Source organism: Chromobacterium sp. Beijing (assembly GCF_021496765.1).
Taxonomy (GTDB): domain Bacteria; phylum Pseudomonadota; class Gammaproteobacteria; order Burkholderiales; family Chromobacteriaceae; genus Chromobacterium.
Genome location: NZ_CP053750.1, coordinates 1,018,182 through 1,032,635 on the forward strand (window position 1 = coordinate 1,018,182; position 14,454 = coordinate 1,032,635).

Annotated in this window: 6 protein-coding genes; all 6 read right to left on the reverse strand. The window is 69.6% G+C overall.

From position 1 onward, the window contains the following. Positions 1 to 3: 3 nt before the first annotated feature. Positions 4 to 474, reverse strand: coding sequence for a hypothetical protein (locus tag HQN78_RS05080; protein ID WP_235088335.1), 471 nt, complete (start codon positions 472 to 474; stop codon positions 4 to 6). Beyond that, positions 471 to 3,098 (reverse strand): non-ribosomal peptide synthetase, encoded by a 2,628-nt coding sequence (locus HQN78_RS05085; RefSeq protein ID WP_235088337.1) that lies wholly within the window; start codon positions 3,096 to 3,098, stop codon positions 471 to 473. Before HQN78_RS05085 ends, HQN78_RS05080 begins: the two co-directional genes overlap by 4 nt. 76 nt (positions 3,099 to 3,174) lie before the next feature. Next, positions 3,175 to 5,907, reverse strand: a complete 2,733-nt coding sequence (locus tag HQN78_RS05090) for a condensation domain-containing protein (protein ID WP_235088339.1) — start codon at positions 5,905 to 5,907, stop codon at positions 3,175 to 3,177. A gap of 221 nt (positions 5,908 to 6,128) precedes the next feature. Beyond that, positions 6,129 to 7,733, reverse strand: coding sequence for an MBL fold metallo-hydrolase (locus tag HQN78_RS05095; protein ID WP_235088342.1), 1,605 nt, complete (start codon positions 7,731 to 7,733; stop codon positions 6,129 to 6,131). Beyond that, positions 7,730 to 13,027: a non-ribosomal peptide synthetase gene (locus HQN78_RS05100; RefSeq protein WP_235088345.1), complete on the reverse strand. Its 5,298-nt coding sequence runs from the start codon at positions 13,025 to 13,027 to the stop codon at positions 7,730 to 7,732. The genes HQN78_RS05095 and HQN78_RS05100 overlap by 4 nt, the downstream gene beginning before the upstream one ends. 5 nt (positions 13,028 to 13,032) lie before the next feature. Continuing rightward, entirely contained in the window at positions 13,033 to 14,376 is a 1,344-nt protein-coding gene (locus HQN78_RS05105) for a condensation domain-containing protein (protein ID WP_235088348.1), read from the reverse strand. Positions 14,377 to 14,454: the final 78 nt, after the last annotated feature.

The following is a 14,454-nucleotide window of genomic DNA, read 5'->3' on the forward strand; positions in this document are numbered from 1 at the left end:
GCGTCAAGCGCCTAGGCCGGCCAGCTCCCCGACGGCGACGCCCAGCGCTTCTTCGAAAGCCTGGAACAGCGCGTCCGCCGCGGCCTCGCCGCAATAAGCGGGATCGCCGCTCAGCCGGAATTCGGCGATGTCCGAGCCCTCGTCCAGATGGACGGCGATATTGACGGGGTAGTGGAAGCGATCCACGCCGTCCCAGTCCCGCAAATCCGCCGTTTTCGAATCCCGCGCCCGGAAATTCGTGAAGTTGAAGGTGTAAAGAAACTCCCGGCCAGGGCTGCGCGCATCGAAAATCGCGCTGAGCGGGTAGAGCGCGTATTTCTCCTGCAGCAGCAGGCGCTGGTGGATGGCCTCAGCCGTCTCCAGCGGGCACGCCAAGGCCTGAAACGACAGCGGCTGCAAATTCCAGAACAGGCCCACCGCGTCCAGCGGATCGCTCAGTTCCGGCACCCGGCCGTTGACCACCATTCCGATCAAGATCTGGGGTCCCGGGTCGCGCGCGCGATCGCTTGCCCGGCGGCGGCCAAATACAAGGATCGCGTCTGGATGCGCCGCGCGCGCGCGCAGTGGCCGACGCGGGCCACCAGCCGGGGCGCGATTCGTTTTTTGTGCTCCGTCATTCCGGCCGGCGGCGTTCTCCGTCGCGCAAGCGTCTGCGCGCCGGCAAACGGCGCTCGCCGCCAGTATTCAATCGCCGCCGGGTCCAGGGCCATGCGCTGCTGGAGGGCGACGTATTCGGAAAACACGTCCGCGCGCGCCGGCGGCGCGACGGCGTCATGGCGCTGATAGCGCTGAAATACCGCGTCGAAAAAGCGTTGCTGACCCCAGCCGTCGTCTATCGCGTGGTGGATGCTCAGGAAAACGACGCAGCGGCTGTCCTCGGTTTGGAAGAAGCGCAGCCGCGCCGTTTCGCTTGCCGCCTCGAAGGGCGCGAATGGCGCGTGGAGATCGGCGCGCGCGTACTCGGCAATCCGCGCCCGCTGCCGGGCAGGGGCGTCGCGCCGGAGGTCGACGGCGTCCAGGCGCACCCGTTCCCTGCCCGCGTCGGTGCGGAGAATCGCGTCGCCGTCGCGGACGAAGAGCGTGCGGAAGACGGGATGCCGGGAAAACTCCAAGCGGAAGGACTCCATGAGCCGCCCGATGTCGAGCGCCGCGTCCACGCAGTCAAACCACTGCTGCACGTGATAGACGCCCAGCCCTGCCGGGGCCGCCTGATAGTGCTCCAGCATCAGGCGCTGCATGTCGGACGCGGCGTTCGCGCGTTTCGCCCGCGTCGGCGGCAAGCCGGTTTCGCCCCGCAGGCTGCGGTCGTTCAGGTCCCGGACATTGGGCGAGTGAAACACGTCTTCCACCGTGGCGGCCCAGCCGGCGCGATTCAGCGCCATGATCAGTTCCACGGCGCGGATGGAGTCCCCGCCCAAGGCGAAGAAATCATCGTTAGGACCAAGACGTTCCACGCCGAGCACCCGGCGCCAGATCGCCGTCATGTCGGCTTCGTCGGCCGAGGCCGGCGCGTCCGGCGGGCGTTCGTCGCTCAGGGCCCGCGCGATGTGCGGCAAACGGCTGCGATCGATCTTGCCGTGAGCGGTCAGCGGCAGGCTGTCGATGCAATGAAAGTGGTGCGGCATCATGAAGCCGGGCAGTTTTTCCGCCAGCGCCTGGCGGAGTTCCCGCAAGCTCATCGGCGCGGACGCAAAGCGCAGATAGGCCGACACCAGATCTCGCCCATCCTCGGACGAGGCCTGGACCACCGCGTTGGCGACGCCGTCCAGCTCGCAGAGCGCGGATTCGATCTCGGCCAGCGAAACCCGGAAACCGCGGATCTTCAGGTAGCCGCCCTTGCGCGATTCGTAAACCAGCTCGCCGTGCGGATCGATCTTCGCCAGGTCCTGGGTTTTGTACATCCGCTGGCCTTCGCGGCCGGGGAAGGGGCAGGGAATGAAGGCCTCGGCGGTCAGGCCGGGCCGGCCGTGATAGCCGCGCGCCAGTCCCGGACCGGCGACATACAGCTCGCCGACCTCGCCGGCCGCCACCGGCTGCAAGTCCTCGTCGAGCAGGAACAGCGACAAGTCCGGCAAGGCCGAGCCGATGCCGGCGGACTTCCTATGCTTCGTCTCGTCGGCGTCGACCACGTGCAAGGTGACGTGCACGGTGGTCTCGGTGATGCCGTACATATTGACCAGCACCGGACCCTCGTCGCCCATGGTCTTGAACCAGGGCTTGAGCTGGGTCAGGTCCAGCCGCTCGCCGCCAAACACCACGAAGGCCAGCGATTCCAGGGCCTCGCGCTGTTCCGGATGTTCGCTCAGATACAGGGCCAGCTGATAGAAGAAGGACGGCGTCTGGTTGAGCACCGTCGCGCCATGCCGCCGCAAATACGCCAGCAGCGCGGAGGGGTCTCGAATGGTGGCCAGGTCCGGGACCAGCAGGGCGCCGCCATGCAAGAGCGCGCCGAAGATTTCCCAGACCGAAAAATCGAAGGCGTAGGAATGCAGCAAGGGCCAGACGTCCTCCGGCCCAAAGTCGTAATAAGGCTGGGACTCGGTAAACAGCCGCAGCACATTGCGGTGGGTGATCAGGCTGCCTTTGGGGCCTCCGGTCGAGCCCGAGGTATAGATGACGTAAGCCAGGTTGTCGCGATTCGGCGCGCCGCCGCCCACGGGCGTCTCGTCGCGCGATGGCGCAAAAGCGTCCAGATCAAGCTGCGGGATGTCCTTGGCGGACGCGGCGGCGGCCAGCCGTTCCCGCGATGCCGCATCCACGACGATGAGCTTGGGCCGTGCGTCGCCGACGAGGTAGTCCAGCCGCTCCGCCGGATACTCCGGGTCCAGCGGCAGGTAGGCGCCGCCGGCTTTCAGAATGGCCAGCATGGCGACGATCAGATCGGACGATCTGCGCACGGACAAGCCCACCAGGGTTTCGGCGGTCACGCCCATGGCGCGGAGGCGGCGGGCCAGGGCGTCCGCCCGCTGATCCAGTTGCCGGTAGCTGAGCGAAGCCGCCGCGCATTGCACGGCGATGCGATCGGGAAAGCGCTGGACCGAGCGGGAGAAGGCCTCGGCAAGCGTTTGGCAGGCGCTGAGTTCTGTTGGATGAGTCATTGGTTTTGCATGTCCTGCCGGCTAGAGCGCTTTGCGCCCTCCGGCGGTTGGTCAGTTGTCGGCGCTTGACATGGGCTCACGTCGCGTCCGTCGCCAAGCCGGCGTTCCCGGCGCCGGCCGGCTTGGGTTTTCTCAGCAGCTTGGGCGCGGCGCGCGGCACCTCCCCGGCGGCCGTCGCGCCGGCGGCCTGCCGCAGCGGCGCGTCGAAGCCCCGCACGCACTGGGACAGCAAGGCCGATAGTTCCGCGCCCATGGCTTCAATCGACGCCGGGTCGAACATATCGGTCGCGTACTCGATGCGGACGCAGCTGCGCGCCAGATTGAAGCCGAAGGCCAGGTCGAACTTGGCGATAGGGTTGCTGCCCGGCAGCAAGGCCACGGTCAGGCCGTCCTGCGTCCAGCCGTCGAAGTCTTGATCGACGGTGACCACCGCCTGGAAGACCGGGTGTTGACCGGGAACGCGCTCCAGGCCAAGCCGATCGACGAGGGAGGAGAACGGCACCCGGTAGCCGGCGTAGCTCGCCTGGGCGGTTTGGCGCACTTTTTCGATGATGTTGCGCGGGGTGTCGGCGATCTCTATCCGCACCGGCATGGCCAGCAAATTGACGAAATTGCCTATGGTGTCCTCGATCGCGCCGTCGCCGCGTCCGCCATGGGGGAAGCCCAGGCAGACGTCGGCCTGATTGCCGCGCGCGGACAGATAGGCGGCGAGCAGGGCGGCGACGGCCATGAACGGCGAGGCGCCAAGCTGGGCGGCGCGCTGGATGTGCTCGCCCAGCAGCGTCTGGGGCAAGGCGCATTCCAGGAAGGCCCCGGCGTAGTCGCGTCTCAGCGGGCGCGGGCGGTCCGGCCTGAGATTGAGCGGGGCCGCGGTTCCCGCCAGGCGGTCTAGCCAGCGGCTCAATTCCTTTTGATAGTCGCGGCTGCGCTGCCAGGCCCGCTCCTCGGCGGCGGCCTCTCTCACCGTCGTCGCCGGCCCCACGGCGGGCAAGGCGCCGTCTCGCAGCAGGGTCCGCAGATCGCGCAGCCATATCTGCGCGGAATGGCCGTCAAACGCCATGTGGTGAAACACCATCAACAACACCCAGTGATCGCGGCCGCGGCGCGCCAGGCAAAAGCGGCATAGCCGGCCGGCGGCGAGGTCGAAGGGGGTCGAGCTGACATCCCGTTCCAGGCTGGCGAAGCCGGCGTCGCGGCGGTCCGGCGGCAGTTGGCTGAGATCCGCGGTTTCGAGTACGCGGGAGGGCGACGCGCCGATGTCCTGCCGCAGGCCGGCCGGGGTTTCCACAAAGCGCGCGCGCAGGGCTTCATGGCGTTTCAGCAGCTGTTCCAGCGCCGCCTCCAGGCGGGCGGGGTCCAGCTGGCCGCGCATCTCCAGATGCAGCGGGACATTGTACAAGGCGCGGTCCGGGGCCAGTTTCTCAAAGAAATACAGGCTTTGCTGATTGCTGGACAGCTGGCCCAGCCGGGCGTCGGCCTGGGGCCGCGCCAACGCCGCGAGCGCGCCGGTGCCCCGCTCTTGTCCGCGGCTGGCGAGTTCTTGCCCATCAGCCGCCGGCAAGGCGTCCGGCCGGCGGGCGGGATCGGCAAGGCATTGCGCGGCGAAGCGGACCAGCCCGTTCAAGAGCCGCTGGGCGGCCGAGGCTTCGAACAAGGCGTCGGCGTACTCGAGCGTCAGCCAGACGCCGTCGTCGCGTTCGTCCAGCACAAAGCTCAAGTCGCGCTTCGCGCGTCCGGCATGCGCCGCCTGCTCGGTCAGCCGCAGGCCGGCGAGACGCCAGAGCGGGCGTTTTCGCACCCGCGCGGCGACTTGAAACCCTGGCGGCTCCAAGGCGGCGGAGGGTTCAAACGCCATGCTCCGGTTCTCCGCGCCCTGCGCGGCCTGCGTGCGGACCTGGTCCAGCATCTCCCGCAGAGTGGGCTTGGCGTCCAGGCGCAAGCGCAGCGGGAGCGGGGTTTCAAACAGGCCGATGATTTCATTGGCTTCCGCGTGGCGTCGCCCCGGGACGGACGCGTCGATGAGGATTTCATCCCGGCCGCTTTCCGCGCCCAGGAAAAGACCGAGCAAGGATGAGAAAACGACCAGCAAGGCGTCTCCCGTTTCCCGTTGAAGCCGGCGCAATTGTTGTTCTTGCTCGGAGGGGAGCTTGAGCGCCCATTGAGCGCCGTCCGTCGATATCGTGGCCGGCAACGGACCGTCCGCGCCCAATCGTGAAGGCCGGGGCGCGCCGGCGCGCCATGGTTCGCGCTGCCAATGGGCGAAGTCCGCGTAATCGAGCGCATTGGGCGCGAGCTCGACGTCGCCGCCGTTCAAGGCGGCGGCATAAGCCGTGTCCAGGTCTGTAGCCAGGATGCCGGCCGACCAGGCGTCAAAAACAGCCTGATGGAACACCATGACCAGGCTCGCCTCATCATCCGCCGGCTGAAAGAGAGCAAAGCGAAATAAAGGCCCCGTCGCCAGATCGAAGGGGCGGTCGATGACTTCCCGGACGGCCGCGGCCAGGCCGGCGCTGTCCCCGCTCGCCGGTTCCTGGCGCGTCGGCTGGAGCAGGGGGCCGGGCCAGGCGTGCCGCGTCGAGCAAAGCAGTTCGTCGCCGTCGAAGGCCATCGTCGTGCGCAAGGCCTCGTGTTTGGCCACGACCGCGGCCAGGGCCGTCTCCAATGCCGCGGCGTCCAGCGCGCCGCTTATCCGCAGCACGACGGGAAACGAGCATGAGGCGGCGTCCGGCGCCAGCGGATTCAGGTGGAACAGTCGTTCCTGTTGCAAGGACGCAAGCCAGCCGTAGCCGGCATCGAGTGAAAATTTCATAAGCGAATACCTTGGGTCGGCAATCAGTCGACAAGAGCAAGCCTTTATTCAGCCCCGCGCCCCAAGCCGGCGACGGCGTCCTGGAAGCTCTTACGTTTTGCGAGCGAAGGCGAGACAGGGCGAAAACCGCTGGAAAACGGCATGTGCTTGGGGCGCATGAGCATTTCCAGGCGGCTTTCACCGTGTCGGCTTCCGCGACGCGCGGCGGACATTGAACAGGCTCAGCAGCTGAAGCTGCTACAGCCGTACAGCCGTTCCGCGCTCAGGCCCGCGGCGCGGCAGCGCTCGAGGAACTTGTTCGACTCGACGATCTGCTTGCTGTCGGCCGAATACTCCAGGCCGGTGACGAAGCGCATCCAGGGTTCTTGCCCCATCGCGTAGACGTAGATCTTCTTACAGTCGAACTCCTCGACGATGCTCCAGGCGTGCTCGCAGTCCGAGCCGGACAAGGTGCGGGATTCGTCGTCGCGCCGGCTGAGCGGGCTGCCGGTGTACGGGCCGTACAGCCAGCTGAGCGGCGCGCCGTCGCACTCCATGCCGATGAACAGCGTGTCCGCCTTGCCCAGACGCTCCACGATGCGGCGGTAGAGCGCGCGGTCCTTGCAGTCCGAGTCCGCCAGGAACAGGAAGCGGCGGTTTTTCAGCTGCAGGAACATGCCGTGCTTGCTTTCGATGTCCAGGTCGGCGTGCTCGCCGTAAAACGGCAGGCTGACGATTTCGCCGTCGTCGAAGCGCACGCTTTCCATCGGCTCGAGTTCGGACACGTTGCGGAAGCCGAGCGCGCGCAGCGTGAGCTTCATCGACGGATCGGCCAGGCTGCGGCTGTTGTGGCGAGGCACCAGCAGGCGGCCGATGCGGCCGCGCAATTGCAGCAGCAGCTCCGGGCTGAAATGGTCCTGATGGTTGTGGGTGATGAACACGTAGTCGATATGGTCGGGCAGATCGTCGAAAGTCAGCCGCTGCGGCTCGCCGTCCCGGTCCCAGGTGACGAAGGGATCGATCAGGACCGAGGTGGACGCCGTTTGCAGCAGAACGCAGGCGTGGCCGAAATAACGGATGCGCACGTCGCCGCCGTGATACTCGGGCTGCTCGCGCCGCGGCGCTTCGGTGTCGAAGAAGCCGCGGAAGCGGGCTTCCTGTTCCGCCGGTACCTTCAGCGCCTGCTTCAGCTCCGCGTAAGGGACGGCGCGTATCCGGCTGGCGGCGAGCGCTTCGTGATGGGGGGCGGCGAAGGGCAGCGGGAGCACCAGCCTGGCGTCGCCGTCCAGCCGGGGCGTGTTCAGAAAGAAATGGCGCTGCTCGTCGCGCTCGGTGCTGAAGGCCAGCGCCTGCCGGTCCGCGTCCGCGGCGTCCGGATAGCTCAGCAATGGGTCCAGCACGCGGAGGCCGGGGTGATGGTTGAGGTCGTAGCTGACTTCGACCAGGCCGGCCAACGTGGGCGGCAACTCGGCGTAGACCGCGTCCAGGCTGTGGCCGCTGGCGGTTTGCTGCAGCTGGCGATTGAGCTTTTGCAGGTCTTCGGCGAAGCGGAGCAGCGGCGCCGCGTCCTTCAGCGTGTCCTGCAGCAGGCGGCGCACCGCGGGCAGATCGCTGGCCGGCAGCTCCAGGAAGGGGCCGCCCAGCATCTGGGGGTTCTTGGAGGCGGCGATGTGCACATTGGGGTTGGCGATGAAGGAGCGCAGCAGCGGAATCTGGCGGAAGGCCAGATTGATCGCCTGCTGGACCGGCGACACCAGATGACTCCAGGCGTACCAGCGGTGGAACAGCGGTTCCAGTTTGACGCCGCTTTTCAGGTAGACGGCCGCGTCGGGATGGGGAGTGTTCATGCTTGCTCCAATGTCGTGGAAGAGGGAGGGAAAGGGCGCGAAGCCGGCGTGCCGGACGGAGCCGTCGCCTGGCTGAGTTCTGCGCGCGACGCGGCGTAGTCCGCGTAGTCGGCGTATGGCCGCGGCAGCGGCGTCCAATCGGGGGCGCCGCCGTCGGCGCGGGCGGCGTAAGCCTGGGCCAGCTCCCGCAGCAGCGGCGCGATCGGCGCGCCGGCGCCGCTGTCCGCGGCCTGGCGCAGCGCGGCGGGCAAGGCCAGGCCGTTGGCGGCCTTGATCGTCGCCCCTGTTTCGGCCGGCGCGTTCAGGGCGGCGTGACGGCGGCCCAGCTCGCGCAAGGCCTGGCGCAAGGCCGGCAGCTCCAGCTCGCCGTCGCAGCGCAGCGAGACCGGCTCGCCGTCTTGTCGGCGGACGGTCAGCCAGAACGAGCGGCCGCCGGCCGCCGACGAGGATTCGTCCGGGCGGCCAAACGCCGGGCGCCGCGCCAATTCGGCGACGCTGGGGGCGAGGAAGAGTTGTTCCATCGACAGCTTGACGCCCAGCTTGCCGCGGATGAGGGCGGCCAGCCGCATCGCCAGCAGCGAGTCGCCGCCCAATTCGAAGAAGCCGGCGTCCAGATCCACGGCCGGCAGCCGCAGCGTCTCCGCGAACAAGGCCGCCAGCGTCTGTTCAAGCGGCGTGGCCGGCAAGCGTTGCGGCGCGGTCGCGAAGACCGGCGCCGGCAGCGCGCCGCGGTCCAGCTTGCCGTGGGCGTTCAAAGGCAGCGCGGGCAAGACCGTCACCGCGGCGGGCACCATGTAGTCGGGCAGGCCGGCGGCCAGCCCGGCGCGCAGCCGCGCGCCGTCCAGGCTGGCGCCGGCGCGCGGGACGGCGTAGGCGACCAGGCGCTTGCGGCCGTCGTCGTCGACAGGCAAGACCACGGCCTGGGCCACGTCGGTTTGCGCGCGCAGCGCGGCCTCGATCTCGCCCGGCTCGATGCGATAGCCGCGCAGCTTGATCTGCTGATCGAGCCGGCCCAGGAATTCCAGCTGGCCGTCCGCCAGGCGGCGCGCCTTGTCGCCGCTGCGGTAGAGCCGGCTGCCGGGCGCGCCGAAGGGATTGGCGACGAAACGCTCGGCGCTGAGCGCGGGGCGGCCCAGATAGCCGCGCGCCAGGCCGGCGCCGGCCACGTACAGCTCGCCGGCGACGCCGGCGGGCACCGGCTGCAAGGCCTCGTCCAGCAGATAGACCTGGCTGTTGAGCACCGGCCGGCCTATGGGCGGCGCGCCGTCGGTCAGGCGGTCGCTCAGGGTGGCGCAGATGGTGGATTCAGTGGGGCCGTAGGCGTTGATCATCCGGCGGCCGCGCGCCCATTTGGCCACTACCTCGGCGGGGCAGGCGTCGGCGCCGACCAGCAAGGCGCCGGGCAGCAGATCCGGCGCCGGTTCCAGCATGGCCAGCAGCGCCGGCGGCAGCAGCGCGTGGCTGACGCGCGCGGCGCGCAGCGTGCCCGGCAGGCTGTCGGCGTCCAGCTGCCTGGCGTTGGCGGGCACCAGGCAGGCGCCGCCGGCGAAGGCCATCAGCATTTCCAGCACCGAGGCGTCAAAGCCCGGCGAGGAGAATTGCAGCACGCGCGCGGACGCGTCCAGCGCGCAGCGCTCTTTCAGGTCTTGCGCCAGGCTGGCCAGTCCGGCGTGGCCGACCGCGACGCCTTTGGGCCGGCCGGTGGAGCCGGAGGTGTAGATCACGTAGGCCAGATCGTCCGCTGTCAGCGGGCGCAGCCTTTCTTGCTGGCCGATGTCGCCGTCCGCGAAGCTATCGTCGGCCTCCGGCGCCATCACCGGCCCGGCGGTTTGCGGCAGGCGGGCGGCGGAGCCGGCGTCGCTCAGCACCAGGGCGGGGCGGGCGTCGTCCAGCATCAGCGCCAGCCGCTCCGCCGGGTAGTTGAGGTCCAGCGGCAGATAGGCGGCGCCGGCTTTCAGCGTCGCCAGTTGCGCGACGAGCAGCGCCGCCGATTTGGGCAGCGCGACCGCCACCAGCCGACCAGGGCCGACGCCCGCGGCGATCAGCCGCCGGCCCAGCCGGTTGGCCCGGCGGTTGAGCTCGGCGTAGCTCAAGGTTTCGCCGTCGCAGTCCAGCGCCGGCGCGTCCGGCGCGCGGCGGACTTGCCGCTCGAACAGCTCGCACAGCGGCAGCGGCGCGATGTCGCGGGCGCTGGCCTGGTCATCCAGCAGCAGGCGGCGCTCGTCCTCGTCCAGCAGGTCCAGACGGCGCACCGGGCCGTCGGGGTCGCCGGCCAGCTGCGCGAGCACGGCGGCGTAGCAGCGAGCGTAGCGCCGCAGCGCGTCGGCGTCGTGGGCGTCGCGGTGGGCGGTCAGGCTGCCGGCGATGCGCGCGCCGTCGGGGCGGAAATTGATTTGCAGCGCGAAGCTGTTGTCCATCGCGCTGTCCTGCTGGCGCCAGTCGGCCAGCGCTTCCAGCGCCTGGAAATGCGTGTAATTGAAGATGGCCTCGCCGGCGTCGCGCAGGCCGGCGTCGCGCAGCATGGTGGCCAGCGGATAACGCCGGTGCGGCAGCAGCGCCCGTTCCGCGTCTATCACGCGGCTTATCAGCCGGGTCCAGGGTTCGCGCCGGATCTCCATGCGCAGCGGCACCGAGTTCAGGAACAGGCCCACCATATGCTCCGCGTCCGCGGTTTCCGGCCGGCCGTTGGTGACCAGCGCGGTGCAGGCGCTGCTTTTGCCGGTCAGCATGGCCAGCGCCGCCAGGTGGGCGGCCAGCAGCACCGATTTCAGCGGCGCGTTCAAGCGGCGCGCCAGCGCGGTCAGCGCCGTCGAAACCGGCTCGTCTATGGCGATGTCGGCGTGGATCTGCAGCGGGCCGTCGGCCGCGGCGGCGCTGTCCTCGCGGGCGAGCAGCGCGGCGGCGGCTTCGTAGCCGCGCAGCTGTTCCCGCCAGAAATCCCGGCTGGCCGGCGAGGCCATCGCCTCGCGTTCCAGCGCGATGTAGTCGCGGTAGCGGCTGGACAGCGCGGGCAGCCGGCAGGGCCGGCCGGCCAGTTCAGCCTGGTAGAGCTGGGCCAGTTCGACGATGAAGACGGAGTCGCTCCAGCCGTCGAGGATGGCGTGGTGGATGCGCAGCGTCAGGTGGAAGCGCCGTTCGCCCAGCCGGTGGGCGTGGGCGTGCAGCAGCGGCGCGGCGCCGGGATCGAAAGCCTGTTTGGACCAGGCGGCGATGAAGGCCGTAAGGGTTTCTTGCTGCGCGGCGGGCGGCAGCTGTCCGAGATCGCCTTCTCCCAGCGGAATGGCGGCCGTGGCCAATACCAGTTGCAAGGGTTCCAGATAGCCGTCCAGCGCGAAGCGGGTGCGCAGCAGCTCGTGCCGCCGGCACAGCGCGTCCAGCGCGCGACGCAGCGCGGCGGCGTCGTAAGGCAGGGACACCGCCAGCCCGACGATGTTGTGGTATAGCGTCGAGCCGTCGCGGAAGGCGCTGTGGAACAGCATGCCCTGTTGCAATTGGCTGAGCGGGTAGGCGTCCACCGCGTCCGGCGGCAGCCGCCGGCGGTCGGCGGGGTCCAGCAGCGAGAACGGTTCGGCCGGCGCGGCGGCGGCCGCCGCCTGTTCCGCATGGGCGGCCAGCAGCGCCACGCTGTGGTGTTCGAACAGGCTGGCCAGTTCGAAGGAGACGCCGGCTTTGAGCGCCAGGCCCTTCAGCCGCAAGGCCAGCAGCGAATCGCCGCCGAGGTTGAAGAAGCTGTCGTCCAGGCCGACGCGCTCCAGGCCCAGGGTCTGGGCGAAGGCCTCGGCCAGCAGTTTTTCTTTTTCGGTGACCGGCTCGCGGTGTTCGGCCAGCGTCAGCTCCGGCGCCGGCAGGGCGCGGCGGTCCAGCTTGCCGTTGGGCGTCAGCGGCAGCGCGTCCAGCGCCACCCAGGCGGCGGGCACCATGTAGTCGGGCAGGCGGGCGGCCAGCGCGTCGCGCCAGCGCGCGACGTCGGCCTGGATGCCGGCGGCGGGCACCGCGTAGGCGACCAGCCGGCGCTGCCCGGGCGCGTCCTCGCGGATCAGGACCACGGCCTGGGCGACGCCGGGCTGATCCAGCAGCGCGGCTTCGATCTCGCCCAGCTCGATGCGCAGTCCGCGCAGCTTGACCTGATGGTCTAGGCGGCCCAGGTAGTCCAGCGCGCCGTCCTCGCGGCGGACGACGCGGTCGCCGGTGCGGTACAGCCGTTGTCCGGCGGCGAAGGGGTGGGCGACGAAGCGCTCGGCAGTCAGAGCCGGACGGCGCAGATAGCCGCGGGCCAGGCCGACGCCGCCCAGATACAGCTCGCCGGGGATGCCGGGCGGCAAGGGCCGCAGCATGGCGTCGAGCACGAAGAGCTGGGTGTTCCAGATCGGATGGCCGATGGGCACCGAGCGGCTGTCGCGCACCGGATCGCAAGTCCAGGCGGTGACGTCGACGGCGGCTTCGGTGGGGCCGTAGAGATTATGCAGCGGGCAGGGCAGCGTCTGGGCGGCGCGGGCCAGCAGCGGCGCGGGCAAGGCTTCGCCGCTGCACAGCACGCGGCGCAAGCTGGCGCAGCCGGCGCTGGCGGGCTCCTGCAGGAAGGCGTCCAGCATGGACGGGACGAAATGCAAGGTGGTGACGCCGCGGCGGCGGATCAGTTCGGCCAGATAGACGGGATCGCGATGGCCGTCGGGCCGGGCCAGCAGCAGCGAGGCGCCGGCGATCAGCGGCCAGAAGAACTCCCAGACCGAGACGTCGAAGCTGGACGGGGTTTTTTGCAGAACCACGTCGTCGGCGGCCAGCGGGTAGGCGTGCTGCATCCACAGCAGACGGTTGACGATGGCGCGATGGCTGTTGACGGCGCCCTTGGGGCGGCCGGTGGAGCCGGAGGTGTAAATGACGTAGGCCGGATGCCTGTCGTCGCCGGGGAGGTCCAGCGGCGCATCGGACAGGGTCTCGTCCAGTTGGTCCAGGCACAGTGCGTGTTCGACCGGCAGGCCGGCCAGCAGCTCTGAACGGGACAGGACGACGGCGGGTTGGGCGTCGGCCAGCATGAAGGCGATGCGTTCGGCCGGATAGTCGAGATCAAGCGGCAGATAAGCGCCGCCGGCCTTGAGCACGGCGAGCAGGGCCACGACCAGATCGATGGAGCGGGGCAGCGCGACGGCGACCAGGGTTTCCGGGCCGACGCCGTCGGCGCACAGGCGGCGGGCGAGGCGGTTGGCGCGCTGGTGCAACTGGCGGTAGCTGAGGGCGGCCTCGTCGAAGCGCAGCGCCTCGGCGTCGGGGCTGAGCGCGGCCTGGCGTTCCAGCAACTGGGTCAGGGTGGCGGCGGGCAGCGCTCGGTGCGGTTCCAGGCGGCGAGCGCGTCTTGTTGGGCCGGCGTGGCCGGCTGGATGCGGGCGAGCGGCAGCTCGGGCTGTTCGGCGATCAGGCGCAGCAGTTCCAGCAGTTGCCGGGCGATGCCGTCTACGGCGTCGGCGGAGAAGAGATCGGGCCGGTAGCCGAAACGCAGCTCGAGCGCGGGCCCGGGGACGGCGCACAGGCTGAGCGGGTAGTGGGAGGTGTCCGCGCCGTCGCCGCCGAGCGGAATCAAGGCCAGGCCGTCGGCCACCTCGCCGTCGGCCGCGCCGGGCAGCGCCGGATAGCTTTCGAAAACCAGCAGAGTGTCGAACAGCTCCGTTCTTCCCGCCGCCTGCTGGATCTCGGCGAGGCTGAGGTGCTGATGCTCGATCAGCGCGGCCTGCTGGGCCTGCAGGCGTTGCAGCAGGGCGGCCAGGGTTTCCTCGGGCCGCAGCCTCAGGCGCAGCGGGACGGTGTTGATCAGCAGGCCGACCATGCGCTCGACGCCGGGCAGCTCCGGCGGACGTCCGGAAACGGTGACGCCGAAAACGACGTCGTCGGCGGCGCTGAGGCGGGCGAGCAGAATGGCCCAGGCGGCTTGCAGCAGGGTGTTGAGGGTGACGCCCAGTTGGCGGGCCCGCGCCTGCAGCGGGGCGGTTTCGGTTTGACGGGACAGGATCAGCTGGCGTTCCCCCGCGGCGGCGGCGCCCAGTTTGGCCGGCTCGTCCAGCGCGTCCAGGCTGGCGGCCCAGGCGCGGGCGGCGGCGGCCTTGTCCTGCTGTTGCAGCCAGGCCAGATAATCGCGGTAGGGCGCGGCCGGCGGCAGCGCGGCCGATTCTCCCTGGCGGTAGAGCGCGAACAGCTCGTCCATCAGGATGGGCATGGACCAGCCGTCGAACAGCAGGTGGTGGAAGCTCCACAGCAGTTGATGGCGTTCCGCGTCCAGCTTGACCAGGATGAAGCGCAGCAGCGGCGGCTTGCCCGGATCGAAGCGGCGGCGCAGGTCCGCCTCCAGCAGCGCGTCCAGCGCGGCGGCGTCCCGGCAGGACAGATCTTCCTCGCGCCAATCCAGCTCGAACTCGCGGGGCACCACCTGACGCGGCTGCGCCAGCCCCTTGTAGACGAAGGCGGCGCGCAGATTGGGATGGCGTTGCAGCAGCGCCTCCGCCGCGCGCCTGAGCCGGCCGGCGTCCAGGACGCCGCGCAGCTCGAAGCGGTTGCGGACATGGTAGGCGTCCACCTCGCGTTCGTCGTACAGCGCGTGAAACAGCAATCCTTGCTGCAATGGCGACAGCGGCAGGATTTCGGCGATCTTCGACATCGTGAACCTCGCAATGGGCGGTCGCCGTCGACGGCCGCCCGGAAAGTATTTGGAACAGGCTCTTAGAGCCTGTTCAAA